The 25,920-nt window shown below is 70.5% G+C and carries 23 protein-coding genes; 18 read left to right on the forward strand and 5 right to left on the reverse strand.

The genetic code is table 11. The features are described 5' to 3' along the window. Positions 1-105 precede the first annotated feature (105 nt). The 6 genes from AB0I12_RS17655 (at position 106) to AB0I12_RS17680 (ending at position 6,068) form a co-directional block, all read left to right on the forward strand. A complete protein-coding gene (locus tag AB0I12_RS17655; RefSeq protein ID WP_359930323.1) occupies positions 106-1,128 on the forward strand; it encodes a Gfo/Idh/MocA family oxidoreductase in 1,023 nt (340 codons plus the stop codon). Next, positions 1,125-2,168, forward strand: coding sequence for a Gfo/Idh/MocA family oxidoreductase (locus AB0I12_RS17660; protein WP_359930325.1), 1,044 nt, complete (start codon positions 1,125-1,127; stop codon positions 2,166-2,168). Before AB0I12_RS17655 ends, AB0I12_RS17660 begins: the two co-directional genes overlap by 4 nt. A gap of 153 nt (positions 2,169-2,321) precedes the next feature. Next, positions 2,322-3,101 carry an enoyl-CoA hydratase-related protein gene (locus AB0I12_RS17665; protein ID WP_359930328.1) on the forward strand — a complete coding sequence of 260 codons (780 nt, stop codon included), beginning with the start codon at positions 2,322-2,324 and terminating at the stop codon, positions 3,099-3,101. Then, entirely contained in the window at positions 3,102-4,052 is a 951-nt protein-coding gene (locus AB0I12_RS17670; RefSeq protein ID WP_359930331.1) for a class I SAM-dependent methyltransferase, read from the forward strand. A 9-nt stretch (positions 4,053-4,061) separates the two neighbouring features. Next, entirely contained in the window at positions 4,062-4,946 is an 885-nt protein-coding gene (locus tag AB0I12_RS17675; RefSeq protein WP_359930334.1) for an acyltransferase, read from the forward strand. A 27-nt stretch (positions 4,947-4,973) separates the two neighbouring features. Beyond that, positions 4,974-6,068 (forward strand): hypothetical protein, encoded by a 1,095-nt coding sequence (locus tag AB0I12_RS17680; RefSeq protein ID WP_359930337.1) that lies wholly within the window; start codon positions 4,974-4,976, stop codon positions 6,066-6,068. Positions 6,069-6,077: 9 nt separating this feature from the next. Here AB0I12_RS17680 and AB0I12_RS17685 read toward each other — a convergent pair whose 3' ends face one another. Further along, a complete protein-coding gene (locus tag AB0I12_RS17685; RefSeq protein WP_359930340.1) occupies positions 6,078-6,806 on the reverse strand; it encodes a class I SAM-dependent methyltransferase in 729 nt (242 codons plus the stop codon). Positions 6,807-6,926: 120 nt separating this feature from the next. On the opposite strand from AB0I12_RS17685, the gene AB0I12_RS17690 reads away from it, so the two are divergent. Both AB0I12_RS17690 and AB0I12_RS17695 read left to right on the forward strand, forming a co-directional pair. Continuing rightward, a complete protein-coding gene (locus tag AB0I12_RS17690) occupies positions 6,927-7,709 on the forward strand; it encodes an electron transfer flavoprotein subunit beta/FixA family protein (RefSeq protein WP_359930343.1) in 783 nt (260 codons plus the stop codon). Between the two features lie 14 nt (positions 7,710-7,723). Next, on the forward strand, positions 7,724-8,680 hold the full coding sequence (locus tag AB0I12_RS17695; protein WP_359930346.1) for an electron transfer flavoprotein subunit alpha/FixB family protein: 957 nt from the start codon (positions 7,724-7,726) through the stop codon (positions 8,678-8,680). A 90-nt stretch (positions 8,681-8,770) separates the two neighbouring features. Here AB0I12_RS17695 and AB0I12_RS17700 read toward each other — a convergent pair whose 3' ends face one another. The 3 genes from AB0I12_RS17700 to AB0I12_RS17710 are packed head-to-tail and all read right to left on the reverse strand — an operon-like array spanning position 8,771 to position 11,492. Beyond that, positions 8,771-10,375 (reverse strand): hypothetical protein, encoded by a 1,605-nt coding sequence (locus AB0I12_RS17700; RefSeq protein ID WP_359930349.1) that lies wholly within the window; start codon positions 10,373-10,375, stop codon positions 8,771-8,773. A 59-nt stretch (positions 10,376-10,434) separates the two neighbouring features. Further along, positions 10,435-10,905 (reverse strand): pyridoxamine 5'-phosphate oxidase family protein, encoded by a 471-nt coding sequence (locus AB0I12_RS17705; protein WP_359930352.1) that lies wholly within the window; start codon positions 10,903-10,905, stop codon positions 10,435-10,437. Next, positions 10,902-11,492, reverse strand: a complete 591-nt coding sequence (locus tag AB0I12_RS17710; protein WP_359930355.1) for a dihydrofolate reductase family protein — start codon at positions 11,490-11,492, stop codon at positions 10,902-10,904. The genes AB0I12_RS17705 and AB0I12_RS17710 overlap by 4 nt, the downstream gene beginning before the upstream one ends. A 106-nt stretch (positions 11,493-11,598) precedes the next feature. On the opposite strand from AB0I12_RS17710, the gene AB0I12_RS17715 reads away from it, so the two are divergent. The 7 genes from AB0I12_RS17715 (at position 11,599) to AB0I12_RS17745 (ending at position 21,500) form a co-directional block, all read left to right on the forward strand. Further along, positions 11,599-14,184: a LuxR C-terminal-related transcriptional regulator gene (locus AB0I12_RS17715; protein ID WP_359930358.1), complete on the forward strand. Its 2,586-nt coding sequence runs from the start codon at positions 11,599-11,601 to the stop codon at positions 14,182-14,184. Between the two features lie 48 nt (positions 14,185-14,232). After that, positions 14,233-15,435, forward strand: coding sequence for a cysteine desulfurase family protein (locus AB0I12_RS17720; protein ID WP_359930361.1), 1,203 nt, complete (start codon positions 14,233-14,235; stop codon positions 15,433-15,435). Beyond that, positions 15,435-16,523 (forward strand): tRNA 2-thiouridine(34) synthase MnmA, encoded by a 1,089-nt coding sequence (gene mnmA, locus AB0I12_RS17725; RefSeq protein ID WP_359930364.1) that lies wholly within the window; start codon positions 15,435-15,437, stop codon positions 16,521-16,523. The genes AB0I12_RS17720 and mnmA overlap by 1 nt, the downstream gene beginning before the upstream one ends. Next, positions 16,520-17,497 carry a methionine synthase vitamin-B12 independent gene (locus tag AB0I12_RS17730; protein ID WP_359930365.1) on the forward strand — a complete coding sequence of 326 codons (978 nt, stop codon included), beginning with the start codon at positions 16,520-16,522 and terminating at the stop codon, positions 17,495-17,497. The genes mnmA and AB0I12_RS17730 overlap by 4 nt, the downstream gene beginning before the upstream one ends. Positions 17,498-17,587: 90 nt before the next feature. Further along, positions 17,588-19,690 (forward strand): NAD-dependent DNA ligase LigA, encoded by a 2,103-nt coding sequence (ligA, locus tag AB0I12_RS17735; protein WP_359930368.1) that lies wholly within the window; start codon positions 17,588-17,590, stop codon positions 19,688-19,690. Between the two features lie 97 nt (positions 19,691-19,787). Then, positions 19,788-21,245 (forward strand): hypothetical protein, encoded by a 1,458-nt coding sequence (locus tag AB0I12_RS17740; protein WP_359930371.1) that lies wholly within the window; start codon positions 19,788-19,790, stop codon positions 21,243-21,245. 30 nt (positions 21,246-21,275) lie between these two features. Beyond that, positions 21,276-21,500 (forward strand): hypothetical protein, encoded by a 225-nt coding sequence (locus AB0I12_RS17745; RefSeq protein WP_359930374.1) that lies wholly within the window; start codon positions 21,276-21,278, stop codon positions 21,498-21,500. Between the two features lie 240 nt (positions 21,501-21,740). On the opposite strand, the gene AB0I12_RS17750 is transcribed toward AB0I12_RS17745, so the two are convergent. After that, positions 21,741-22,385: an ACT domain-containing protein gene (locus AB0I12_RS17750; RefSeq protein ID WP_359930377.1), complete on the reverse strand. Its 645-nt coding sequence runs from the start codon at positions 22,383-22,385 to the stop codon at positions 21,741-21,743. Positions 22,386-22,598: 213 nt separating this feature from the next. Between AB0I12_RS17750 and gatC the strand changes: the two genes are divergently transcribed. Genes gatC through gatB form a run of 3 tightly spaced genes read left to right on the forward strand, consistent with a single transcriptional unit; the run spans position 22,599 to position 25,896 of the window. After that, positions 22,599-22,895: an Asp-tRNA(Asn)/Glu-tRNA(Gln) amidotransferase subunit GatC gene (gene gatC / locus AB0I12_RS17755; protein WP_350274544.1), complete on the forward strand. Its 297-nt coding sequence runs from the start codon at positions 22,599-22,601 to the stop codon at positions 22,893-22,895. A 2-nt stretch (positions 22,896-22,897) separates the two neighbouring features. Further along, entirely contained in the window at positions 22,898-24,403 is a 1,506-nt protein-coding gene (gene gatA / locus AB0I12_RS17760; protein ID WP_359930381.1) for an Asp-tRNA(Asn)/Glu-tRNA(Gln) amidotransferase subunit GatA, read from the forward strand. Further along, positions 24,400-25,896, forward strand: coding sequence for an Asp-tRNA(Asn)/Glu-tRNA(Gln) amidotransferase subunit GatB (gene gatB, locus AB0I12_RS17765; protein ID WP_359930384.1), 1,497 nt, complete (start codon positions 24,400-24,402; stop codon positions 25,894-25,896). Before gatA ends, gatB begins: the two co-directional genes overlap by 4 nt. The last annotated feature ends 24 nt before the right edge of the window (positions 25,897-25,920 follow it).

Genomic DNA, 25,920 nt, shown 5'->3' on the forward strand with positions numbered 1-25,920 from the left:
AGTTCACGACAGTGAGGTGGTTGTGTTCGTGAGACGGTAGTTGTGAACGCCTGTGCGCAGTGATAGGCAAGGACCGTTACTAATTTACCCACCCCAGGGGAACACATGTCGGAAGAGTTGGCCGGTCTGACTGTCGGTCTGATCGGCGCGGGCAACATCTCGCGTATCCACGCCGCGTCCTGGAAGGCCGTCGGCGCCCGGGTGCTGGTCTATTCGCTGGAGGGCGCGGAGGAACTGGCGGAGCAGTTCGGGCTCGAGGTCGTGCCGTCGCTGGACGGTGTCCTGGCCGAGGCCGAGTTCGTCGACATCGTCACGCCGTCGGCGACGCACAAGGAGATCACGCTGGCCGCGATCAAGGCCGGCAAGAACGTCATCTGCGAGAAGCCGCTGACGCTGACCGCGGCCGACTCGCACGAGGTGATCGACGCGGCCGCGGCGGCCGGCGTCCGGCTGTACCCGGCGCACGTGGTGCGGTACTTCCCGGCGTACAAGGCGGCGTACGACGCGATCCAGGCCGGGCGGATCGGCGAGGTCGCGGTGGCGCGGTTCTACCGGCAGGCGTCCTCGCCGGCCGGTGCGGGCTGGTACCGCGAAGTGGCCCGGTCCGGCGGCGTGATCATGGACCTGATGGTGCACGACCTCGACCAGGCGCGCTGGCTGTGCGGCGAGGTCGCCACCGTGTACGCCGTACAGAACCCGCCGACCGTGGACGGGGTCAGTCCCGTGAACGTCGCGGCGCACGTCACGCTGACGCACGAGTCCGGAGCGGTCAGCCACTGTCGTGCGACCTGGGGAGCAACCGGCACGACGTTCCAGACCGGCTTCTCGGTCGCCGGTTCGAGCGGCGTCCTCAAGTTCAAGTCCGACAGCGACACGGGCTACAAGGAAGAGCTGCAGAACGGCGCTACCGCAGGCGACCTGCTGATCCCGGAGTCGTCGCTGGGGGAGAGCCCGTACCTCACGCAGCTGCGTGAGTTCGCGATCGGCCTGCGCGGCGGCGCGGAGCCGCGGGTGCTCGCGTCCGACGGCGCGACCGCGGTGTACCTGGCCGAAGCGGCCCGCGCCTCGATGGAGTCGGGTCAGCCGATCGACATGAAGACGTTCGTCTCGACGGGAGCAGTGGCATGACTTTGAAGGTCGCGATCGCGTCGTTCGCGCACGTCCACGCGGGTTCGTACGCGCACCTGCTGGCGTCGTTGCCCGAGATCGACGTGCTGTCCGCCGACCCGGACGGTGCCACGGCGCCCGACCCCGGTCCGCGCGGTGCGGAATTCGCCGCGCAGTTCGGCATCCCCTACGTCGACTCGTACGACGAACTGTTCGCCTGGGGCCCGGACGCGGTGGTGGTGACGTCGGAGAACGCCGGCCACCGTGAACTGGTCGAGCGGGCCGCCGCGGTCGGTGCGCACGTGCTGTGCGAGAAGCCGCTGGCCACCGAGGTCGCCGACGGCGAGGCGATGCTCGCGGCGTGCGAGGCGGCCGGGACGATCCTGATGATCGCGTACCCGGTCCGGTTCGCGCCGTCGTACGCGCAGCTGCGGGCGAACGTCGAGGCGGGCCGCCTCGGTGACGTGTTCGCCGTACTGGGCACCAACAACGGGAAGATTCCGTACGCCGCCCGGCAGTGGTTCACCGACGCCAAGCTGGCCGGCGGCGGAGCGCTCGTCGACCACACCGTGCACTGCGCGGACCTGATCGACGGCCTGACCGGCGGCGCGTCCGCGACCCGCGTGTATGCCGCGGCGAACCGGATCCTGCACCAGGACAAGGGTGTGGAGGTGGAGACCGGCGGGCTGGTGACGATCAACTACGACAACGGGCTGCTGGCAACCATCGACTGCTCGTGGAGCGTTCCGGACAACGGCCCGACCTGGGGCGGCGTGACGCTGCAGGTGACCGGTACGAACGGGTCCGTCGAGATCGAGCCGTTCGCGACGCACGTCGGCGGCACGGACGCCGACGGCGAGGTCTTCCTCGGCATCGGCGGCAACCTGGACGCGTCGCTGCTCGACACGTTCCTGGACGCCGTCCGCACCACCGGCCCGGCGAAGCCCGGCCAGGCCCCGGCCGTCGTACCCCAGCCGGACGGCGCGGTCGGCCTCCGCACCCTGAAAATCGTCGACGCCGCCCGCCGCTCCGCGGCGTCCGGCCAGGCGGTGGACCTGTAACACTCACCAACCTGCCCGGACGGCCGTCGCCCACGCTCAGGCGCGGCCGTCCGGACTGGTTGCACGGGGTTTGATGAGTGCTGGGCGTCCGCATCCGGTACCGTTCCCGGGGATGTGACCCGTGGGTAGGCGCACAGGCAAAGGAGCGGATGCATGGGCGAGTTCGTCAATCTGACCGTGAGTGACGGGGTCGGGACGATCCGGCTGGACCGGCCGAAGATGAACGCGCTGAACGTCCAGGTCCAGGAGGAGATCCGGGCCGCCGCTCTCGAGGCGGCCGCGAGCGACGAGGTCCGGGCGGTCGTGATCTACGGCGGCGAGCGGGTTTTCGCGGCCGGCGCGGACATCAAGGAGATGGCCGACATGTCGTACGCCGACATGGCCAAGCGCTCCGGTCCGTTGCAGTCCTCGCTGTCCGCGGTCGCCGCGATCCCGAAGCCGACGGTCGCCGCGATCACCGGGTACGCGCTCGGCGGCGGCTGCGAGCTCGCGCTCTGCGCCGACTATCGGATCGCCGCCGAGGACGCCAAGCTCGGCCAGCCGGAGATCCTGCTCGGCATCATTCCGGGCGCCGGCGGCACCCAGCGGCTGTCCCGCCTGGTCGGCCCGTCGAAGGCCAAGGACCTGATCTACAGCGGCCGGTTCGTGGATGCCGCCGAGTCGCTCCAGATCGGTCTGGTCGACAAGGTGGTGCCGGCCGCCGAGGTGTACGACGCTGCCGTGGCGTGGGCCGCGCAGTTCTCCAAGGGCGCGGCGATGGCGCTGCGCGCGGCCAAGGAGGCGATCGACTCCGGTCTGGGCGTCGACCTGGCCACCGGGCTGGAGATCGAGCGCACGCAGTTCGCCGCGCTGTTCGCCACCGAGGACCGCAGGATCGGGATGAAGTCCTTCGTCGAGAACGGCCCGGGCAAGGCCGAGTTCAAGGGAAAGTAGATGTCTGCAACCGAGAAGCCGGCCGCGACTGCCGAAGAGGTCGAGGCGGCCTGGAACGACAACAAGCTCGCCCAGGTGCTCTACCACGACTGGGAAGCGTCGACGTACGACGAGAAGTGGTCGATTTCGTACGACGAACGCTGCGTCGACTACGCCCGGGACCGCTTCGTCGCGGTTGCCGGATCGCGCGGCTGGCCGTACGGCAAGACGCTCGAGATCGGCGCCGGCACCGGCTTCTTCACGCTGAACCTCAAGCTGGCGGGCGTCCTCGACGAGGCGCACGTCACCGACCTGTCGCCGGGCATGGTCGAGGCCGCGAAGAAGAACGCGAAGACGCTGGGCTTCGCGATCGAGGGCGAGGTCGCCGACGCCGAGAGGCTGCCGTACGACGACAACACGTTCGACCTGGTCATCGGGCACGCGGTCATCCACCACATCCCGGACGTCGAGCTGGCGTTCCGCGAGATGCTGCGGGTGCTGAAGCCGGGCGGCCGGTTCGTGATCTGCGGCGAGCCGACCAGGTACGGCGACTTCGTGGCCCGGCGGCTGTCCCGGTTCACCTGGTGGGCGACCACCAACGTGACCAAGCTGCCCGCGCTGGCGCACTGGCGGCGGCCGCAGGAGGAGCTCGACGAGTCGTCCCGCGCGGCCGCGCTGGAAGCGGTCGTGGACCTGCACACGTTCGACCCCGACACGCTCGCGCGGACCGCGGCGCGAGCGGGCGCGGCCGAGGTGCGGACCGTGACCGAGGAGTTGCTGGCGGCCTGGGTGGGCTGGCCGATCCGGACGTTCGAGGCCGCCGTACCGGAGCAGAAGCTCGGGTTCGGCTGGCGGATGTTCGCCTACAAGTCGTGGCTGCAGCTGTCGAAGGTCGACAAGGTGCTGTCGTCCGTCGTGCCGGACGAGCTGTACTACAACGTCTCCATCACTGGAGTGGCAAGCAAGCAGTAGGGTGTTGCGATGCGGTTGCTGTCCGTGGCGAATCTGCGCTGGGTGGTGCGCCATCGGGCGTGGACGCCGTACTACCTGAAGCGCTACTGGCGGTTCGCCTGGTTCAAGCTGCGCCACCCGCAGGTGATCACCGAGGGTTTCGTGTTCCTCGGCAAGCATCTGGAGATCGTGGCGCGGCCGGGGCACGGCCGGATCGTGCTGGGCAAGTGGGTGCACCTCGGCGACGAGACCCGGCTGCGCGCCCACGAAGGCACGCTGCGGATCGGCGACAAGGTCGTGTTCGCCCGCGACGTCACGGTGAACTGCTACCTGGATGTGGAGATCGGCGCGTCGACGCTGATCGCGGACTGGACCTACATCTGCGACTTCGACCACAAGACCGAGGACCTGGACCTGCCGATCAAGGACCAGGGCCTGGTGAAGTCGCCGGTCCGGATCGGCCCGGACTGCTGGCTGGCCACGAAGGTCACGGTCACTCGCGGTACCGACATCGGCCGCGGCGTGGTGATCGGCGCGAACAGCGTTGCCCGTGGCAACATTCCGGCGTACGCCGTGGCGGCCGGCGTACCGGCCAAGGTGCTCGGCGACCGCACCGAGCGGTACGCCGCCAACGTCGAGCGGCGCAAGTATCTGGCCGGCCTGGCCGACGCGAACGACCGGACCACCGCGCTGCTGCGATCCGGTGTGACGCCCAGTGAGAAGCCCAGCGAGAAACCCCGTGAGAAACCGTCCGTGGAGACACCTCCTGCGCCGCCGCGAAGCGTGGCGCCGGAGGATGCGGGTGGTGATGAGGTAGAAGCAGAAGGTGAAAAAGAGAGCGTGAGGGGTTCTCAAGTTACTCACCAGTCGGGCACTATGACCCCCACATCCGGTCGGACGCCCACGAGCGGATGAGCATCGGCATCGGAGAGGAGAAGTAGCGTGGCCGACCGGACCGCCGATCCAGCTGACCGGTCGCCGCTCGACCAGGCCGCGGCCGACACCTCGATCACGCAGGCGCGGACCCGCGCGGTCGATCCGGTCCCGATCGTGGCCGGGCCAGGAGCCCCCGGCGGCGCTACGTTGGAACCAGTGCTTGAAACGAACGAGTCAGACATGGGCGTGAACACCAGCGTGAACCCGGAAGCACAGGCAGTGGATGGCACCGACCGTATGGACGGTATGGACGGCGCGGACGGCAGTACGGCGGTGGCGCCGGTGGCGGGTGCCCGCCGCAGGCTGTCGCCGCGCCCGGTCCCGGTCAGCCGGCGCCGGAGACCGCCGGCCGCTGCGGTGAGCACGGACGAGGAACGGACCCCGGCTGAGGAGATGGACGACGTGGGTACGCAGGACGAGAAGGCGACGGCTGCCGAAGCCGGCAAGGCCGGTACGACGCCGGACGCCGGCGCGGCGGCGACCGGCACCGGTTCGGGTGCGGCGACCGCGACGAGGACCGCCCGGCCGAAGACGGCCGCGGAGATCGTGGCCGAGCAGCGGGCCCGGGAGAAGGCGGCCGAGGGCGCGACACCGGATGCGGCCGGCTCGGAGGATGCCGCAGCCGGTGCGCCGGAAGGCGCCGCGAAGGAGGCCGGGGACAAGAAGCCCGCTCCTGCAGCGACCTCTGGTGCGGCGACCGGCAAGCCGGTGACACCACCATCCGGTGCCTCGGGCAACAAACCGCCGGCGGCCAAGGGCGGCTCGTCGGGATCGGGGTCCGGCAAGGGCAAGCAGGCGCTGACCTCGGTCGGCTCCGGCGTCCGGAAGCTGCGCAACCTGATCGCGTCGCTGATCTGGCTGGCCGCGGTGCTCGCGGCCGCGGTCCTCGCGCTCGGTGCGCTGTTCACCGCGCTCGACCAGACCAACCAGAGCAACGAGATCGTGCGCTGGATCCTGGAGCGCGGTCACGACCTGGTCGGCCCGTTCAAGGACCTGTTCCGGCTGGAGACCGCGAAGAACACCCTGCTGGTGAACTGGGGGATCGCGGCGCTGGTCTACCTGATCGCCGGCAAGATCCTCGAGCGGATCGTCCGGCCCTAGCGTGCGGGCCTAGCCCTTCGGCCGCGCAACGAGCAGCAGATCGAGAGATTCGTCCAGGTCTCCTGGGCGGATCTCGAAGTCGGCGTACGTCGTACTCCGCACGAGCGCGGCCAGTTGGTCGTCCCACTGGTCGTGCCCGGCGGCGAGCTGTGCGTCGACACACGAGCCGTGCTGCGCTTCCCAGGACATCAGTCGTTCGCCATGGTGCAGTCCGAGCGCCTGCGTGATCACGAAATGCGGCTCGAGCAGCTCGGCGAACTCGGCGGCGGTGAGTTCGCGCGTGTGGTACCAGTTGCCGCTCGGGAAGGTCAGCCGGTTCGGCGTACTGAGGACGAGCGTCCCGTCCGGTACGAGGATGCGCGCGCACTCCGCGACGAACCGCGGCTGCTCCCACAGGTGCTCGATCGTCTGCAACGACGTGACGGTCCCGAAAGCGCTGTCGGCGAAGGGCGTCTGGACGAGATTGCCGCGCGCGGCATTGACCTGTGGATAAACCCGGCGGACGTGCCGCAACGTCGTATCTTCATAGTCGAGACCGGTCACGGAGCTCGCCCCGGCCAGCCGGAGCAACTCCGCGCCGTAGCCCTCGCCGCAGCCGGCGTCGAGGAACCGCCCGGTCCCGATCGGCAGTTCGGCCGTGATCCAGCGATAGGCGGCGTCGTGGCGCGCGAACCAATAGTTCTCGTGCCAGATCCCGGGCGCGGTCCTCTCGCCGGTGAGCGGTAACGTCTCGGTCACCTGCGTCAGACTAGTCGCATCCGAGACTGTGATGGGACTCGCACGCAGTTTATGTTTCTCGCGGGTAACATCCGTGGCAGGCTTGGCAGAGACCGTTAACCAGAAGGGGTCCCACACGCTATGAAGATCGTCGTCTGCGCGAAGTTCGTGCCGGATGCCACCGCGGACCGCCGCTTCCGCTCGGAGGACAACACGGTGGACCGGGCCGGTGTCGACGGGCTGCTGTCCGAGCTGGACGAGTATGCCGTCGAGACCGCACTCACTGTCAAAGAGGCCGGCGACGCCGAGGTGACCGTTCTCACGGTCGGCCCGGAGCAGGCCGCGGACGCGGTGAAGAAGGGTCTGCAGATGGGCGCGGACGCGGGCGTCCACGTGCTCGACGACGCGATCCACGGGTCGGACGCGGTCGCCACGTCGCTGATCCTGTCCAAGGCGCTGGCCAAGCTGGAGGCCGACCTGGTCGTGTTCGGCATGGGGTCGACCGACGGCGGCATGGGCGTCGTCCCGGCGATGGTGTCGGAGCGGCTCGGGCTGCCGGCCGTGACGCTGGGCTCGGAGGTGACCGTCGACGGGCAGACCGTCCGGATCCGCCGCGACGGTGACACCGCGAGCGAGACCATCGAGGGCACGCTGCCGCTGGTGCTGAGCGTTTCCGACCAGGCCAACGAGCCGCGGTACCCGTCGTTCAAGGGGATCATGGCGGCGAAGAAGAAGCCGGTCGAGACCTGGACGCTGGCGGATCTCGAGCTGACGCCCGAGCAGGTCGGCGGTTCGAGCGCGTGGACCGAGGTGGTCGAGGTGACCGCCCGTCCGGCGCGCACCGCCGGCACGATCGTCACCGACGAGGACGGCAGCGGCGCTGCCGGCCTGGTCGAGTTCCTGTCCACGAACAAGTTCCTCTGAGGAGCGGCTGAGTAATGTCGAACGTTCTGGTTCTCGTTGACCACACCGCGGGCACGGTCCGCAAGACGACCGCCGAGCTCCTCACGATCGCCCGTCGCCTCGGTGAGCCGGTCGCCGTGTTCATCGGCGAGGGTGTCTCCGACGCGCTGCCGGCCCTGGGGCAGTTCGGCGCGACCAAGGTGATCGCGCTGAGCAACCCGGAGCTGTCGCAGTTCCTGGTGGCGCCGAAGGCCGAGGCGCTGCAGCAGGTCGCGGCCAAGATCGAGCCGTCGGCGATCCTGATCTCGTCGAGCGCCGAGGGCAAGGAGATCGCGGCCCGGCTCGCGGTCAAGCTCGACTCCGGGCTGATCACCGACGCGGTCGACGTCCAGTCCGGCGACGGCGGTCCGGTGACGACGCAGTCGGTGTTCGCGGGCAACTTCACCGTCCAGGCGAAGGTGACGCACGGCACGCCGATCATCACCGTCAAGCCGAACGCCGCGACCCCGGAGGCAGCCGAGTCGTCGCCGGAGGTGGAGGAGTTCGACGTGACGATCTCCGACGCCGCGAAGACGGCGCGGATCACCGACTCCAAGCCGCGCGAGGCGACGGGTCGTCCGGAGCTGACCGAGGCCGCGATCATCGTCTCCGGCGGTCGTGGCACCGGCGGTGACTTCGGCCCGGTCGAGTCGTTCGCCGACTCGCTCGGCGCCGCGGTCGGTGCGTCCCGCGCGGCCGTCGACTCGGGGTGGTACCCGCACGCCTACCAGGTCGGCCAGACCGGCAAGACAGTGTCGCCGCAGCTGTATGTCGCGGCCGGCATCTCGGGTGCGATCCAGCACCGCGCCGGTATGCAGACCTCGAAGACGATCGTCGCGGTCAACAAGGACCCCGAGGCCCCGATCTTCGAGCTCGTCGACTACGGCGTCGTCGGCGACCTCCACAAGGTCCTCCCGGCTGCCACCGAGGAAGTCACCAAGCGCAAGGCCTGAGCAAGCCCCGTGAAGGCCCGGCCCGGATCATCCCTGGCCGGGCCTTCGCACGTCTCGTCCGACGCGCAGCGCATCGGCTGACCGGAACCGCTAGGTGGTCAGCTCCCGGCGGATGGCGGCCAGGTCTTCGGTGGTCGCGGCGTGCCGGGTGTCGGCGCTCTTGAGGTAGTCGGCGAGTGCGGTCGCGGCCGTGGTGCACCGCTCGTTGAGGTTGCTGACCTCGCCCGCGGCCCGTGTCCTGTCGTTGGCGACGGCTCGGCGCAGCGACAGGTAGCTGTTGAGGCCGAACGCCATCACCACCAGACCGACGACGATCCAGAACCAGTGCAGCAGCAGCCCGAGCCCGATCGCCACCACGGCGCCGCCGGCGAGCAGACCGATCGGGACGGCGCGCTGCCCGGTGGTCACGACACCGCCGGCCGCGGTGAGCGTGGAGGTCGCCTTGCCCAGTTCGAGCGGGTCGGGACCGTCGGCGCGAATCGTGATCGTGTGGCCGCCGCTCTCGACGGACACCTGCGTCGGCCCGGGGAGTTCGGCGGTCTTCGCCAAGGACTCCACCCCGGGCAGCGCCAACGGCCCGACGACGCGCAGCGCGGTCGCCGACAGGTGCGGGTCGGCGGACAGCCCGAGGTCCTCGGTGAGCAACGTGTCGACCGTGCCGGCCGGATCCTCCAGCGCCATCGCCGCCGACTCGGGTGAACCGGTGACCCGTGCCCGCAGTACGGCGATCCGGGCCAGCGTCTCGCGCTCGGGGTCGCTGCCTTCGGAGATCAGCAGGCGCAGCATCGCCGCCGGGCTGTCCTTGTCGGGCTGGCCGTCCGCGTCGGCGTCGCGACGGGACCTGCCGTCGCGACGGGATGCTGCGGCGTCGTCGGGGGTGCGGTCGGTCTTGCGCTCCTCGGGGTAGTTCAGCTCCGGGTCGGGCTCACGGGCCGCGGTGTTGCCGACGATCGTCTCGACGGCGTTCCGGATCCGGCTCAACCGGTCCCCGGCCTCGTCCTGCGGTTCGGTCGCCTTCAGTCGCGGGCCGCGCGGGCGCGACGAGCTGCCGCGCATCTCGAGCCGGGACAGCCAGGCGCCGTCGGGCGACGCGGCCGACTGCAGGCGCTTCACGACGAGCTCCAGGCCATCCGGTCCGAAGCCGCCGCGCGCGGCTGTCGTCCAAAGCACCCGCTGCACCCTGGTCAGGCTCCCGTCGGCGGCCGGCGCGCCGAACGCGACGTCCAGCCATTCGGTGCGCACCTGGTGCCGCTGCCCGAGGACCGCCAACGCCAGTGACAGGTAGATCGACGTACGGCGCTGGTCGAGCTCCATCGCCGTACTGACGGCCTGCTCGGCGGGCTTCCCGGCGTGCAGGCCGATCAGGGCTTCGGTGGCGGGACCCAACCAGTACCGGGCGACGGGCTTGCCGGTCTCCGGGAGCTCGGTGCTGGACGCCATCGCGGACAGGACCCGGGTGGCGTAGCGGCGGAGCTCGGCGGCGTCGACGAAGCCGGCCGTCTCGTGGCGGAGGTCGGACAGCTCGACGAAGGCGTCGAAGGCCCGCGTCAGGCTGTCCACCCGGTTCTGCAGGCCGCCCTGGATCCGGGACAACTGGGAACGCAGGCTCGAGGTCTCCTGCCGCGCGTACGACATCTCGCTCTCCAGGTTGGAGAGCTGCTCGTTCTGCTTGCGCTCGGTCCACCAGTCGGACATGCTCCGCCTTCCGCTCCACCGGATGTTGCTCTCCGGAAGGATGGCGGGTGAGCGGGTCATCACAACCAGACCGGCCGCCGCGAGTCGATGCCCGTGCCGTACTGCGGGTCGCCGCCGGTGACCAGGATCCAATGCTCGGTCGGGCGGGCGCGATACAGCCGGATGTCGTCGTGCAGCTCGTCGACGGAATACGCGCGCAGCTCCGGGTAGCGCGCGGCATAGAGCGCCACGCACCGCTCCAGTTCGTCGTCCGGCACCTGTGTGGCCCGGGCGCGGAAGTACACCGCCGACGCGCTGCCGATCGGGACGCTCGAGTCGAAGATCGCGATGCTGATGTCCGGCCGCTCGGCCACGTTACGCGAGTGCAGCGCGTCCGGTGACGACACCCAGTAGAACGCGTCGTGCCCGTCGGGGGTGAAGTAGACCGGCGTCACCCAGGGCAGGCCGTCGGCGCCGACCGTCCCGAGCACCAGGTACTTGTTCGCTTCGACGACCGCCGCCGCACGCCGGTCGAGGATCTCCTGGGTCATGGCTTCTCCACGTCGTACGTCAGGTGGGTCGCGTTCGGCGTGCTCGTGCTCTCGCGGGGCACCAGCCGGATCGGCGCCAGCGTGGTGCGCTCGAACAGCGGCGTACCGTCGCCGAGCACGATCGGCGCGACGTGGACGCGCAGCTCGTCCACCAGCCCGGCGTACAGGTACTGCCGGCACAGGTGCCCGCCGCCCATGATCATCACGTCCTGCGCACCCGCCGCGTCGCGGGCCAGCTTCAGCGCGGGCCGGATCCCGTCCGGTACGAACTCGAACCAGCCGTCCAGCCGGACCCGGCTCGGCGGGTTCGACGTCACCACGAAGATCGCCGGCCGCTCGCCGCTGAACCCGTCGGCGCTCCAGCCCTGCGGACCGTCGATCAGGTCGAACGTCCGGCGGCCCATCAGGACGGCGCCGATGCCCGTGGATGTGCGCTCGAACGCTTCCCGGTCCGCGTCCGTCTGCTCGCCGGTGATCCAGTCGTGCAGCGGCTCGCCGCCGATCCCGAGACCGTGCGTGAGGTCCGCGCCCGGCCCGGTGACGAAGCCGTCCAGCGACATCGTGATGTCCAGCAGTACTCGTCCCATGGTCTTCTCCTGACTTCCGAGGTTGTCGTTCCACCATCGGCGGGGGCGGTACGGAAAGTCGTCCGTACCGGCCACGGAAGGACCACGGATCCCGCATGATGGGCCAATGGCTGGTCCGAAGGACGTGTCGGCGCGGGAGGCCGAGGTGCTCGCCGCGCTCGCGGGTGACCGTTCGAACGCCCAGATCGCCCGGCGGCTGCAGATCAGCGTCCGGACCGTCGAGAGCCACATCTCCTCGCTGCTGCGCAAGTACGGCGTCGCGGACCGCCACGAGCTCGCTGCCCTGGCCGACGCGCAACCGGAGGGCTTCAGCACGCCGACCGGTCCGGGGACGACGTTCGTCGGCCGCGAACACGACCGCGCGGAGCTGATCAGAGCACTGGGCAGCAACCGTCTCGTCAGCCTGCTCGGCCCGGGGGGTGTCGGCAAGACCCGTCTTGCGCTCCAAGTCGCCGCAGAGGTCGCCGACAGGTACCCGCACGGCGGCGCCGTGGTTGACCTGGTCCCCGTACGGCCCGGCTTCGTCGTCGCGGCGGTCGCCGAGGCGCTGCAGGCCACCGAGCAACCACCGCAGACCCTCACGGACGCAGTACTCGAGCGCCTGAAGCGCGGGCGCACTCTGCTGGTCCTGGACAACTGTGAGCACCTGCTGGACGACGTAGCCGGCTTGGTCGCCCGCATCCTCACTGAGGCGACCGAGACCGCCATACTTGTGACCAGCCGCGAGCGTCTCGGCGTAGCTGGCGAGCGGCCGGTACAGCTCGGTCCGCTGATGCTGGGAAGCGAAGCAGAGCAGTTGTTCCGGGACAGGGCCGCTCTGGTCGCGCCTGAGCTGGCTGACGACAGTCAGCTCGCGCGCAAGGTGTGCGCCGAGCTGGACGGCGTACCGCTGGCGATTGAGCTGGCTGCGGCCCGTGCGGGCTCGCTGGGGCCGGACGGGTTGCTGGCAGCGCTCGACGACCGGCTGCGGCTGCTCTCCGGAGGGCGTGGGCCTGACGAGCGACACAACTCCCTGGCCCACGTGATCGGCTGGAGCTACGACCTGCTCGGTGAGGACGAGCGCAGGTTGTTCCGGCGACTCGGGGTCTTCGTCGGGGGCTTCGACCTAGCTGCGGCCGCCGGTGTGTCGCCGGACAGCACGAAGAGCGAGCTGAGCGACCTCCTCGGTCGGCTGACCGACAAGAGCCTCCTGCACCGCAGCCTGTACGCCGGGACGAGTCGCTGGCGGATGCTCGAGACAGTGCGCGTCTTCGCCCTGGAACAGCTGAAGGACGAGTACGACGAGGTCGCCGCGCTGCACGTGGCGTGGGCCGCCGCGGTGGCGACCAGGCTCGAGCAGCAACTGGAGGCAGGGGAGGACTGGCAACAGGAGTTCGACCTGCTGGCGCCCGACCTGCGCGCGGCGCGGGGCGACGTACGGCCGCTTGCTCGCACACTCGCCCACCTGACCTTCGCCCGGCGGCGCTTCCTGGAGGCGCGGGAGCACTACCTGGCCGCCGCGGACAACGCAGGCACCGCCGCTGAGCTGTACGACGATCTGCGCGACGCCGCCGATGCCGCGATGGTGGTCGCAGACGGCGAACACGCGTACCGGTTGATGATGCGGGCGGGCGCCGACGGGAACCCGGACGCGCTCGGGTACGCCGTCACGATCCTGAACCGCTACGAGATGACCGACCCCGCCAGGCTGCCGGACGACCGTGGCGCCGGACTGCTGCCCGACACCGGCGGAGACGATGTGGTCAGCGTGCCGCTCCAAGTCGCGCGGGCCTGGATCGACCGATTCGATCTCGCGTCGGCCGAGGCCGCCGTCCGCGCGGCCCGGCAGGGGACCCACCCGCTGGACCTGCTGAGCGCGCTGGACGCCTACGGCATCGCGGTCGCGGCCGCCGGGCGGCTCCGCGACGCGGACGCGGTCGCGAGGGAGCGGCTCGCCATCGCGGTCACGCTGCCCGATCACGAGCCGCGGGCCGTTGCCGAGATCGTCGACGCGTTCCACTCCGCCTCGACGTCGGCGGTCGCGGTCGGCGATCTCGTCGAAGCGGTCCGGCTGGCGCGGCTGACGGACGACCCGGTGCACGGTCACCCGTACATCACCGCCCCGCGCAAGGTTCGCGCCTACGCGCTCAGCGGGATGTTCGACGAGGCCGTGGCCGCTGCTGACGTGATGTGGAACGGCTGGCGGGCCGCCGGCTGCCCGCCGCGGGTCTGGATGGCCTCGGCCGCCGCGGCGGCCGCGCTGGCCCACGGGCTGCTCGGCACCGGCCAGGAGACGGTGTGGCAGGCCCGCGCCCTCGAGATCGCGCGCGTCACCGACCCGGCCGACGATCCCGGCCTGGCCGCGCCGGCCGCCTTCGTGGAGGCCCGGCTGCTCGTCCACCGCCACGACACCGGCGCTGCGGTCGCGGGAGCGGCGGCGGTGGTCCAGCGCGCCTTCGAGCCGTTTCCCGAGCCTTGGTGGATCCCGTACGCGCATGCCGCCGGCGCGGAGCTCGCCGTCGTGTCCGGCGATCCCGGCGCGGCGCAGTACCTCGACCGGGCGGCGAGCGAGAACGCCTGGGCCGACGCGGTCCTGCGCAGGGCCCGGGCCCGCCTGACCGGGGACCGTGCCGTGCTGGCGGAGGCGGCCGGGATGTTCGGGCAGATCGGTGCGTCCTTCGAGCAGCGGCACACGCTGGAACTCGCGCGCTGACTCCCGAGGAGCGGGAACACGGGTGCCGGACATACCCTTGAAACTGTTATGACTCCTCCCGACCGCCGCACGGTGTACCTGGACCACGCGGCGACGACTCCCATGCTCCCGGCCGCGATCGAGGCGATGACGCAGCACCTCGCCCGGACTGGTAACGCTTCGTCACTGCACGGCTCCGGCCGGTGCGCGCGGCGGACGGTCGAGGAAGCGCGCGAGTCGCTCGCCGCCTCGCTCGGGGCCCAGCCGAGCGAGATCGTGTTCACCTCCGGCGGCACCGAGGCGGACAACCTCGCGCTCAAGGGCCTGTGGTGGTCCCGGTTGGCCGCGGACCCGCGCCGGCGCCGGATCCTGCTGAGCGGTATCGAGCACCACGCGGTGCTCGACCCGGCGGTGTGGCTCGGCCGGCACGAGCACGCCGAGATCGAGTGGCTCCCCGTCGACGAGCTCGGCCGGGTCGGTCCGGACGACGTCCGGCGGGCCATCGAGCGCGACCCGGAGTCGGTGTCGTTCGTCACGCTGATGATGGCCAACAACGAGGTCGGCACGCTGCAGCCGGTCGCCGAGGTCGCCGCCATCGCGCAGGAGTACGGCGTGCCCGTGCACACCGACGCCGTGCAGGCGATCGGGCAGCTGCCGGTGGACTTCGGCGAGCTCGGCGTCGACGCGATGACGGTGTCCGCGCACAAGCTCGGCGGGCCGTACGGGATCGGGGCGCTCGTCGTCCACAAGGAGACGCAACTGACGCCGATCCTGCACGGCGGCGGCCAGGAGCGCGACGTCCGGTCCGGCACCCTCGACGTCCCCGCGACCGCCGGGTTCGCGGTCGCGGCCGAGCACGCGGTCAAGCACCAGGCCGACGAGGCGCGCCGGCTGACCGAGCTGCGCGACACCCTGATCGCCGGCATCACCGGCACGGTCGAGGGCGCGCTGCTGTCGGGGGACCCCACGGGCCGTTTGCCCGGTAACGCACACTTGTCCTTCAGCGACTGCGAGGGCGACTCGCTGTTGCTGCTGCTCGACGCACGCGGCATCGAGGTCTCGACCGGATCCGCGTGCAACGCCGGGGTCGCCGAGCCGAGCCACGTGCTGCTGGCGATGGGGTACGACGACCAGCGGGCCCGCGGCTCGCTCCGGTTCACCCTCGGGCACACGAGTACGCGCGCCGACATCGACGCCGTACTGGACACCATCGGGCCGGTCGTGGAGCGGGCGAAGTCCGCCGGTCTGCAGAACGTGGGAAGGAACACCTGATGCGGGTACTCGCAGCCATGTCGGGCGGAGTGGACTCCGCCGTCGCGGCCGCGCGGATGGCCGAGGCCGGGCACGACGTGACCGGAGTGCACCTGGCGCTCAGCCGCAACCCGCAGTCGTACCGCAGCGGCGCCCGCGGGTGCTGCACGATCGAGGACTCCCGCGACGCGCGCCGGGCCGCCGACGTGATCGGCATCCCGTTCTACGTGTGGGACCTGGCCGAGCGGTTCCACGCCGACGTGGTCGAGGACTTCGTCAGCGAGTACGCCGCCGGCCGGACGCCGAACCCGTGCTTGCGCTGCAACGAGAAGGTCAAGTTCAGCGCCGTCCTGGAGCGGGCCCTCGCGCTCGGCTTCGACGCGGTCGCGACCGGGCACTACGCGCGGATCGTGGATACGGCGTCCGGCCGTGAGCTGCACCGCGCGGTGGACCCGGCCAAGGACCAGTCGTACGTGCTCGGCGTCCTGACCCAGCAGCAGCTGGCGCACGCGTTCTTCCCGCTCGGCGACACGGTCAAGACCGAGGTCCGCGAGGAGGCCGAGCGGCGGGGGCTGTCGGTGGCGGCCAAGCCGGACAGCCACGACATCTGCTTCATCGCCGACGGCGACACCGCGGGCTTCCTCGGCGCGCAGCTCGGCGAGGCGCCGGGCGACATCGTCGATGCGCAGGGCAACAAGCTCGGCGAGCACCAGGGCACCCACGGCTTCACCATCGGCCAGCGCAAGGGCCTGCGGATCGGTACGCCGGCCGCGGACGGCAAGCCGCGCTTCGTGCTGGACATCAGCCCCGTCGACCGCACCGTCACCGTCGGCTCCCGCGAGGAGCTGGCCGTGTCGGAGCTGACCGCCTCCAAGCCCCGCTGGTGCGGCCCGCCGCCGGCCGCGGAGCTCCACGCCACGGCTCAGCTCCGCGCACACGGCGAAGAGGTGGCAGTCGTCGCTTCGGTGCTGGGCGATCAGGTGCAGGTCTCCTTCAAGGAGCCCACGTCCGCTGTCGCCCCTGGGCAGGCGGTTGTGCTGTACGACGGCACCCGTGTCATCGGCTCCGCGACGATCGACTCGGTCCAGCGCGCCACCGCCGGCGTATGACGACAACAGGCCTGGGCTCCGTCCCCGGCGACGACATCCGCGAGTGGATGCGGGCAGTACTCGAGCTGGTCGACCTCCCGTTCCTGCCCGAGCTCCCGGCGCGCCCGTACGGCGACATGCTGAGCCGGACCGTCGCCGTGCTGACGGAGCTGGCCGCGGACCTGCAGCCCGTGGGGTGGCGGCTGACCGGTGGCGGGGACGCGCGGGCCAGTCTGGATCAGCGGCGGGCGCGGGCGTTGCTGCAGGAAGACCTGGACGTGCTGGAGGAGTACGCCGACGGGTATGAGGGCCGGCTGAAGGTACAGGTCACCGGCCCGTGGACCCTGGCGGCTGCGATCGAGCGGCCGCGCGGGGACAAGGTCCTGGCGGACCACGGTGCACGGCGGGATCTCGCCCAGGCGCTGGCGGATGGTGTGCAGCAGCACGTGGCTGAGGTACGGAAGCGGGTTCCGGGCGCCGAGGTCGTGTTGCAGGTGGACGAGCCCGGGCTCCCCGCCGTACTGGCCGGGGCGGTTCCGACGGCCTCCGGCTGGAGCAAGCACCGCTCTGTCGACGGTCCTGGCGCCGTGGAGCTGCTCAGCCTGTTCACCACCGGCGGGCCGACCGTCGTTCACTGCTGCGCGGCCCGGCCGCCGATCGAGGTCTTCACCAAGGCAGGCGCGAGCGGGGTCGCCGTGGACACGGCACTGCTCAACACCGCGGCCTGGGACCAGATCGCCGTCGCAGCCGAAGCCGGCACGAGCATCTACGCCGGCGTCGTACCCACCACAGGCGCCCTGCCCAAGGCGGAACAGGCGGCCGAGCCGCTCGTACGCCGCTGGCGGGAGCTCGGCCTCGACCCGCAGTTGCTGAAGCAGGTCGTCATCACGCCGGCCTGCGGGCTCGCAGCGGCTCCGTCACCGGCCGACGCCAGGGCGCGCCTGAAACTCCTCCGCGACATCGCCGACGTGGTCGGAGAAGCCGCCGACGAATGAGCCGGAACTGTCCGTGAGGCCCCGCCTCCACACCCGCCGCCGGAGGCGGCGTGACCACGAAACGTCGGTGGGCAGTTGTAAGTTCTCTTCATGAGCGACAACGGCGGGGCTCCGGCGGATGTGCGGACGCGGCATGCGGACCTGAGCAAGGAGATCGAGGACCACCGGGCGCGGTACTACCTGGCCAGCGCCATCATCTCGGACGCCGACTTCGACGCGCTGATGCACGAGCTGCAGGGCATCGAGGAGGAGTACCCGGAGCTCCGGACACCGGACTCGCCCACCCAGAAGGTCGGCGTGCCGATCTCGACGCTGTTCACCCCGGTCCAGCACCCGATGCGGATGGAGAGCCTCGGCAACGCGTTCTCCGCCGAGCAGATGGAGGCCTGGGCGAAGCGGCTGGAGCGCGAGGTCACGGTCCAGCAGATCACCGACAGCGGGTTCCTCTGCGAGCTCAAGGTGGACGGCCTCGCCCTCGATCTCGTGTACGAGAACGGCAAGCTGGTCAGCGGCGCCACCCGCGGTGACGGCCGCATCGGCGAGGACGTCACGCCGAACGTCCGCACGATCAAGAGCATCCCGGAGCAGCTGCGCGGCGACGAGCTGCCGGCCTTCCTGGAGGTCCGCGGCGAGGTCTACTTCCGGGTCGAGGACTTCGAGGAGCTGAACGCGCAGCTCGTCGAGGCCGGCAAGGACGTGTTCTCCAACCCGCGCAACAGTGCGGCCGGGTCGCTGCGCCAGAAGGACCCGCGGGTCTCGGCCGGCCGGCCGCTCCGGTTCGTCGTGCACGGCCTCGGCAAGGTCGAGGGCCACCACATCGGCCGGCTCTCCGAGGCGTACGACCAGCTGAAGGCGTGGGGCCTGCCGGTCAGCGACCGCGCCCGGCGGGTCGGCACGCTGGACGAGGTCAACGAGTTCATCGCGTACTACGGCGAGAACCGGCACTCGGTCGACCACGAGATCGACGGCGTCGTGGTGAAGGTCGACGAGGTCGATCTGCAGCGCGCCCTCGGGTCGACCTCGAGTGCGCCGCGCTGGGCGATCGCGTTCAAGTACCCGCCGGAAGAGGTCAACACCAAGCTGATCGAGATCGAGGTGAACGTCGGCCGCACCGGCCGGGTCACCCCGTTCGCGCACATGGAGCCGGTCCGGGTGGCCGGGTCCACGGTCGAGTACGCGACGCTCCACAACGCCAAGGAGGTCGCACGTAAGGACGTCCGGCCGGGCGACACCGTCGTCCTGCGGAAGGCGGGCGACGTGATCCCCGAGGTCCTCGGACCGGTCGTCGACCTGCGCCCCGAAGGCCTGCCGGCCTGGGAGATGCCGACCCGGTGCCCGTGGTGCAACACGGTGCTGGCGCCCGCCAAGGAGTCCGACGTCGACATCCGCTGCCCGAACTCGCAGTACTGCCAGGGTCAGCTGCGCGAGCGGCTGTTCTACCTGGCCGGGCGGTCCGCGTTCGACATCGAGGGGCTCGGGTTCAAGGCGGCCGACGCGCTGATCCGCGACGGGCTGATCGCCGACGAGGGCGACCTGTTCGCGCTCACCGAGGAGAAGCTGGCCGAGAGCGCGTTCTTCACCACCAAGGCCGGGGCGCTGTCGGCGAACGCTCGCAAGCTGGTGGCGAACCTCGAGGAGGCGAAGACCAAGCCGCTGTCCCGGGCGATGGTGGCGCTGTCGATCCGGCACGTCGGGCCGACCGCGGCCGCGGCGCTCACCGAGGTGTTCGACAACATCGACGACGTGCGGGCCGCGAGCGAGCAGCAGTTGGCCGAGATCGAGGGCGTCGGGCCGACCATCGCACAGGCGATGATCGAGTGGTTCCAGGTGCCGTGGCACCAGGCGATCGTGGACAAATGGCAGGCCTCTGGCGTCGTGATGCGCGAGGAGCGCACCGGGCCGGCCTTGCCGCAGACGCTGACCGGGCAGTCGGTCGTCGTGACCGGGACTGTCGAGGGATTCAGCCGCGACGAAGCGACCGAGGCGATCGTCGGGCGCGGCGGGAAGGTCGCCGGCTCGGTGTCGAAGAAGACCTCGTTCGTGGTCGTCGGCGAGTCGCCCGGATCGAAGTACGACAAGGCCGTGCAACTCGGCGTACCGATCCTGGATGCCGCCGGCTTCCGGGTCCTGCTCGAGGACGGCGCGGACGCCGCCGCCGCGGTGGCGACCACGCCCGCGGCGGACGAGTCGTAACGATTTCGCCAGTCTGCGAACCGGATGGATCCAGTGACGGCTCTGATCCGTCCGACTGTTAACTTTGCACGTCGACACTGGGTCAGAAGGAGCAAATATGACGACGCCGCCGCAGGGACCGTGGGGTCCTGGGCAGCCGGGGGGCCAGCCAGGCGGGCAGCACGGGGGACAGGGTGGCCAGCCGCCGCAGCAGGGCGGCTGGGGACAACAGCCTCCGGGCCAGGGCGGTGGCTGGGGCCAGCGTCCGCAGCAGCCCCAGCAGGGTCAGCCGCAGCAAGGCCAGCCGCAGCAGGACCAGCCGCCGCAGCAGGGCGGTTGGGGCCAGCAGCCTGGTCAGGGGCAGCCCAGTCAGTACGGTCAGCCGCCGGCGGGCGGTTGGGGTCAGCCGCCGCAGCAGCAGGGCGGCGCCTACCAGCAGCAGTCGTGGGGCCAGCGCCAGCAGCAGCAAGGCGGGTGGCACCAGCAGCAGAGCGGTCCGGGCCAGCAGTGGCAGCCGGGCGGTCCGGGCTCCAAGGGCCCGGGTGGCATCGGCAAGGAGAAGCTCCCGCTGCTGATCGGCGGCGGCGTGGTCGGCCTTGTGGTGATCGGCCTGCTGGTGTTCCTCGGGATCCGTGCGTTCGGCGGTGACGACGAGCCCACGACGCAGCCCACGACCACCACGGAGCCGACCGGCAACGGCACCCCGAACCCGACCGGCTCCCCGTCGACGTCGGGCGGACCCGGCCAGAACGGCGAGCTCGGCAACGCGACCGGCCAGGCCAAGGCCGCGACCGAGAAGCTGCAGGGCTTCGGCTTCGGCTGCAGCGACCTGTTCAACACCGGTCAGGGCGCGCACCGCGGCTGCTTCAAGCAGGACGGCCGCAAGGAGTCCGAGGCGATCTTCCAGTTCTCGCCCGACGGCACCATCATCGCGGTCCGGCTGCAGGCCCAGGACGACGACAACTTCAACAACGCGCAGGTCTCCTTCGACCAGCTGCTGCAGGCGCTCGGCAACGACACCTTCGGCGCCGACCAGGTCAAGAAGATCCAGGAGTCGGTGAAGACCGGTCAGCGCTCCGACGAGGTCGGCACCAGCTGGGGGGAGTTCCAGCTCAGCAACCAGGGCCAGAGCGTGCGGCTGTCCGGCCACAAGTCCGGCGAGGACTCGATGGACCTGCCGGACCAGACCTTCGACACCACCCAGGCGCAGCTGGTCGCGGCGCTGAAGGCCAAGGGCTACGTCTGCACGACGTCCTGCAAGAAGGACGTCGGCAAGTACGGCTACCAGCGGGTCTTCTTCTACGCCAGCAGCGGCAAGGGCATCAAGGACATCGAGGTCAGCGCCTCCGGTGAGGCGGCGGACGCGAAGAAGGCGCTGCCGGCCGCACTCGGCGACGCGTTCGGCGCCCTCAAGGGCGGGAACATCGAGGCCGTGAAGTCGTACGTCGACGCGCACAACGACGGAAAGTCGTACGCTGCTTATGTCGGCGGGTGGAAGGTCGAGATCAGCGGGAACAGCTCGGCCAGCTACACGTCGCAGCAGGTCTCGATCTCGTACGAGTCGTTCTACGCCTGAGCATCCTGACGTAGTGGCACGGAGGACGGTGTGAAGTTCCCCCGGGAGAAGCGGGAGTCGCGGACGGTGGCCCAGCCACCGCCCGAGGCCGTCCAGCGCGTCGACGGCGGCGGGCCCTGGGGCCCGACCCAGTTCGACCTCCCGGACCGGAACGGCAGCAACAGCCAGGCGATCCTAATCGTCAGCCTGGTCGGGCTCATCGTCCTGCTGGTGATCGCCGGCCTCTGGGCCCTCGCCTACTTCCAGTTCACCTGAACCACAGCTGAGCCCCGCTCGATCCGTCGAGCGGGGCTCTCGCGTTCCCAGCACCCCCGGCCACCCCCGCCGTACGGCCGCGGACGCATCAGCACGCGAGGGGTTATCCCCTCGCGTTGGGGGTTCTCCGTTGGTCTGCGAGGGGAGAACCCCCAACACCAGGGGATAACCCGTCGGACATGACCTCGGATGCCGGCCACGCCGGCGGGCCGATGGGCCCGCGCGGTCTGGTGCGCGCGGTCAGGAGGTGGCGCGGATGGTGACGGCCAGGGAGGCCAGGTAGGACAGGCGGGCGACCTCGGAGCCCAGGAACTCGGGGCCGCCGCGACGGCCGATCACCAGGATCCGGCGGTCGGACTCCAGCGGCGCGGCGACCAGGACCGACTCCGAGAGGCCCTTGTGGTCCGGCGCCTCCAGCGTGGTCGCCTTCTCCATCGGGAGCCAGCGGCCGGCCACGTCGCCGAACTCCGGCGTCGCACTGGTCTCCAGCGCGACCTTCACCTCGCTGCCGGTGCCGTCGAGCAGCGCCGCCCAGTCCGCGTGCAGCACGGCCGGTGACTGCTCGACCAGGATGTCGATCGCGTCCGCGGGCGCCGACGTCATCTGCTCGACCGCTTCCAGGTCCATGTGCAGGCCGCCGCCCGCGCCGTACCGCGAGAACCAGATGACCTCGACGTCCGGGACGCTGTTGCAGGCGGACACCAGCCGGTCCGGGAGCACTCCCGGTGGCAGGTCGACCACGATGTCGTCGACGGCGGTGCCGTTCTCGCGCCGGTGCTCGACGATCTCGATCGCATGGATGTCGGCGTTCACCTCACCGAGGGCAGTCGCCACGGTGCCCAGCGATCCGGGTCGGTCCGGGATGATCAAGCGCAGCAGGAACACCGAACGATCATCTCCCAGCCGATCACCTTGCGCGTAACGCCTTGTCGCCGCCCATGTTACAGAGCGGTAGGGGAGGACACGCCCGCCCATCTCATCCGGCCGTTGTCCACACCCCTGGGGACGGGGAAACGCGACCGTCACACCGGACCACTAGGATGACTGGGTCGTGGCGGAAAGCGCTACGGGAAGTCCTGCGAACCATTGGATCAGTTCATGCCATCGATTACCCGCGAAGAGGTCGCGCACCTGGCGCGACTGGCGCGGATCGAGCTCACCGACGACGAGCTCGACCACCTCGCGCCGCAGCTCGACCAGATCATCACCTTGGTCGGGCAGGTCAGCCAGGTGGCGGCGGACGACATCCCGCCGACCTCGCACGCCCTGCCGCTGACCAACGTGATGCGCCCGGACGAGAACGTCCCGTGCCTCACGCCCGAGCAGGCGCTGTCCGGCGCGCCGGCCGCGGAGGAGCAGCGTTTCCGGGTGCCGCGGATCCTGGAGGAGGACTGACCATGGCCGACCTCACCAGGAAGACCGCGGCCGAGCTCGCGGAGCTGATGACGTCCGGGCAGGCCAGCTCGGTGGAGATCACCCAGGCCCACCTCGACCGGATCGCCGCCGTCGACGGCGCCGTGCACGCGTTCCTGCATGTCGACACCGAGGGCGCGCTGGCGCAGGCGAAGGCCGTCGACGACAAGCGCGCCGCGGGTGAGCAGCTGTCCCCGCTGGCCGGTGTGCCGTTGGCGCTGAAGGACGTGCTCACCCAGGAGGGTGTGCCGACCACGGCCGGTTCGAAGATCCTCGAGGGCTGGAAGCCGCCGTACGACTCGACGGTCGTGAAGCGGCTGAAGGACGCCGGGATCGTGATCCTCGGCAAGACCAACATGGACGAGTTCGCGATGGGCTCCTCCACCGAGAACTCGGCGTACGGCACCACCCACAACCCGTGGGACCTGGGCCGGATCCCGGGCGGTTCCGGCGGCGGCTCGTCCGCGGCCGTCTCGGCGTACGAGGCGCCGCTCGCGATCGGCACCGACACCGGCGGCTCGATCCGGCAGCCCGGCGCCTTCACCGGCACGGTCGGCGTCAAGCCGACGTACGGCGGCACCTCGCGGTACGGGCTGATCGCGCTGGCCTCCTCGCTGGACACGCCGGGCCCGTGTGCGCGGACGACCCTCGACGCGGCGCTGCTGCACGAGGTGATCGCCGGTTGGGACCCGATGGACTCCACCTCGATCAACCAGGACGTCCCGCCGGTGGTCGAGGCGGCGCGCAACGGTGACGTCGCCGGTCTGCGGATCGGCGTCGTGAAGGAGCTCGGCGGCGAGGGCTACCAGCCGGGCGTCGAGGCCCGCTTCCACGAGGCGGTCGAGCTGCTCACCAAGCTCGGCGCCGAGGTGGTCGAGGTCTCCTGCCCGCACTTCCAGTACGCGCTCCCGGCGTACTACCTGATCCTGCCGAGCGAGGCCTCGTCCAACCTGGCCAAGTTCGACGCGATGCGGTACGGCCTGCGCGTCGGCGACGACGGGGAGAACAGCGCCGAGAAGGTGATGAGCCTGACCCGCGAGGCCGGCTTCGGCGCCGAGGTGAAGCGCCGCATCATGCTCGGCACGCATGCCCTGTCCAGCGGGTACTACGACGCGTACTACGGCCAGGCGCAGAAGGTGCGGACGCTGATCGCCCGCGACTTCACCAACGCCTACGAGCAGGTCGACGTGCTGGTCTCGCCGGCCACGCCGACGACCGCGTTCGCCATCGGCGACCGGATCGACGACCCGATCGCGATGTACAAGAACGACCTGTGCACGATCCCGTCCAACCTGGCCGGTAACGCGGCCGCGTCGTTCCCGTGCGGCCTCGCCGACGAGGACGGCCTGCCGGTCGGTTTCCACGTGATGGCGCCGGTGATGCGCGACGACCTGCTCTACAAGGTCGGCGCCGCGCTGGAGTCCGCGCTGGCCGAGCAGTGGGGCGGCGTACTGATGACCAAGGCTCCGGAGCTGGAGGTGACCCGATGACTGCCGAGGTCCTCGAAATCGACGACGCGCTGGCGCAGTACGACCCGGTGATGGGCCTCGAGGTCCACGTCGAGCTGAACACGAAGTCGAAGATGTTCTGCGGCTGCCCGACCGAGTTCGGCGCGCCGCCGAACACCCAGACCTGCCCGGTCTGCCTCGGTCTGCCCGGCGCGCTGCCGGTGGTGAACGCGAAGGCGGTCGAGTCCGCGATCAGGATCGGTCTCGCGCTGAACTGCGAGATCGCGGAGTGGTGCCGGTTCGCCCGGAAGAACTACTTCTACCCGGACATGCCGAAGAACTTCCAGACCTCACAGTACGACGAGCCGATCGCGTTCAACGGCTGGACCGAGGTCGTCGTCGACGGCGAGACGTACCGGATCGAGATCGAGCGCGCGCACATGGAGGAGGACACCGGCAAGTCCACCCACATCGGCGGCGCGACCGGCCGGATCCACGGCGCCTCGCACTCGCTGGTCGACTACAACCGGGCCGGCATCCCGCTGATCGAGATCGTCACCAAGACGATCGAGGTCCCGCCGGCGAAGGCAGCTGCGGTCGCCCGGGCGTATGTGAGCATGCTGCGCGATCTGCTGCTGTCGCTGGACGTCTCGGACGTCCGGATGGACCAGGGCTCGCTCCGTTGCGACGCGAACGTCTCGCTGAAGCCGCACGGTTCCACTGCTCTGGGCACACGGACCGAGACCAAGAACGTGAACTCGTTCCGTTCGGTCGAGCGCGCGATCACCTACGAGATCACCCGGCAGGCGGCGATCTTGTCGTCCGGCGGCAAGATCCTGCAGGAGACCCGGCACTGGCACGAGGACACCGGCATTACCACGTCCGGCCGGGAGAAGTCCGACGCGGATGACTACCGGTACTTCCCGGAGCCCGACCTGGTTCCGGTCGCGCCGTCGCGCGAGTGGGTGGAGGAGCTGCGCGGGACGCTGCCGGAGGCGCCGTCGGTCCGGCGGGCACGGTTGCAGCAGGACTGGGGTTTCACCGACCTCGAGATGCGCGACGTCATCAACGGCAACGCGCTCGAGCCGATCGTCGCGACGGTCGAGCTCGGTGTCACACCGGCCGCCGCGAAGAAGTGGTGGCTGGGTGAGCTGGCCCGCTCGGCGAACGAGTCCGGTCAGGAGCTCGACGCGCTCGGCGTCGGCCCCGCCGAGGTCGCCGAGGTCCAGAAGCTCGTCGACGACGGCACGCTGAACGACAAGCTCGCCCGCCAGGTCTTCGAAGGCCTGCTCGCCGGCGAGGGCACCCCGGCCGAGATCATCGAGAAGCGCGGACTGGCCCTGGTCTCCGACGACTCCGCCCTCCTGGAGGCGATCGACCGCGCCATCGCCGCCAACCCCGACGTCGTCGAAAAGGTCAACTCCGGCAAACCCGCCGCCGCCGGCGCCCTGATCGGCGCGGTCATGAAGGACATGCGCGGCCAAGCAGACGCCGCCAAGGTCCGCCAACTCCTCAACGAGAAGCTCGGCATCTGATCTGATCGAGGGGGTGCAGGTCGC

Origin of the sequence: Kribbella sp. NPDC050459 (assembly GCF_040655315.1) — a bacterium.
Classification (GTDB): domain Bacteria; phylum Actinomycetota; class Actinomycetes; order Propionibacteriales; family Kribbellaceae; genus Kribbella.

What these genes read in the sequence shown, in the direction of transcription:
- AB0I12_RS17710 (WP_359930355.1), bottom strand. Translation starts at nt 11,492, where the DNA reads ATGGGACGAGTACTGCTGGACATCACGATGTCGCTGGACGGCTTCGTC.
- gatA (WP_359930381.1), top strand. Translation starts at nt 22,898, where the DNA reads ATGGCCGACCTCACCAGGAAGACCGCGGCCGAGCTCGCGGAGCTGATG.
- AB0I12_RS17670 (WP_359930331.1), top strand. Translation starts at nt 3,102, where the DNA reads ATGTCTGCAACCGAGAAGCCGGCCGCGACTGCCGAAGAGGTCGAGGCG.
- AB0I12_RS17690 (WP_359930343.1), top strand. Translation starts at nt 6,927, where the DNA reads ATGAAGATCGTCGTCTGCGCGAAGTTCGTGCCGGATGCCACCGCGGAC.
- AB0I12_RS17720 (WP_359930361.1), top strand. Translation starts at nt 14,233, where the DNA reads ATGACTCCTCCCGACCGCCGCACGGTGTACCTGGACCACGCGGCGACG.
- AB0I12_RS17665 (WP_359930328.1), top strand. Translation starts at nt 2,322, where the DNA reads ATGGGCGAGTTCGTCAATCTGACCGTGAGTGACGGGGTCGGGACGATC.
- mnmA (WP_359930364.1), top strand. Translation starts at nt 15,435, where the DNA reads ATGCGGGTACTCGCAGCCATGTCGGGCGGAGTGGACTCCGCCGTCGCG.
- gatB (WP_359930384.1), top strand. Translation starts at nt 24,400, where the DNA reads ATGACTGCCGAGGTCCTCGAAATCGACGACGCGCTGGCGCAGTACGAC.
- AB0I12_RS17660 (WP_359930325.1), top strand. Translation starts at nt 1,125, where the DNA reads ATGACTTTGAAGGTCGCGATCGCGTCGTTCGCGCACGTCCACGCGGGT.
- ligA (WP_359930368.1), top strand. Translation starts at nt 17,588, where the DNA reads ATGAGCGACAACGGCGGGGCTCCGGCGGATGTGCGGACGCGGCATGCG.
- AB0I12_RS17715 (WP_359930358.1), top strand. Translation starts at nt 11,599, where the DNA reads ATGGCTGGTCCGAAGGACGTGTCGGCGCGGGAGGCCGAGGTGCTCGCC.
- AB0I12_RS17695 (WP_359930346.1), top strand. Translation starts at nt 7,724, where the DNA reads ATGTCGAACGTTCTGGTTCTCGTTGACCACACCGCGGGCACGGTCCGC.
- AB0I12_RS17675 (WP_359930334.1), top strand. Translation starts at nt 4,062, where the DNA reads ATGCGGTTGCTGTCCGTGGCGAATCTGCGCTGGGTGGTGCGCCATCGG.
- AB0I12_RS17740 (WP_359930371.1), top strand. Translation starts at nt 19,788, where the DNA reads ATGACGACGCCGCCGCAGGGACCGTGGGGTCCTGGGCAGCCGGGGGGC.
- AB0I12_RS17700 (WP_359930349.1), bottom strand. Translation starts at nt 10,375, where the DNA reads ATGTCCGACTGGTGGACCGAGCGCAAGCAGAACGAGCAGCTCTCCAAC.
- AB0I12_RS17705 (WP_359930352.1), bottom strand. Translation starts at nt 10,905, where the DNA reads ATGACCCAGGAGATCCTCGACCGGCGTGCGGCGGCGGTCGTCGAAGCG.
- AB0I12_RS17730 (WP_359930365.1), top strand. Translation starts at nt 16,520, where the DNA reads ATGACGACAACAGGCCTGGGCTCCGTCCCCGGCGACGACATCCGCGAG.
- AB0I12_RS17655 (WP_359930323.1), top strand. Translation starts at nt 106, where the DNA reads ATGTCGGAAGAGTTGGCCGGTCTGACTGTCGGTCTGATCGGCGCGGGC.
- gatC (WP_350274544.1), top strand. Translation starts at nt 22,599, where the DNA reads ATGCCATCGATTACCCGCGAAGAGGTCGCGCACCTGGCGCGACTGGCG.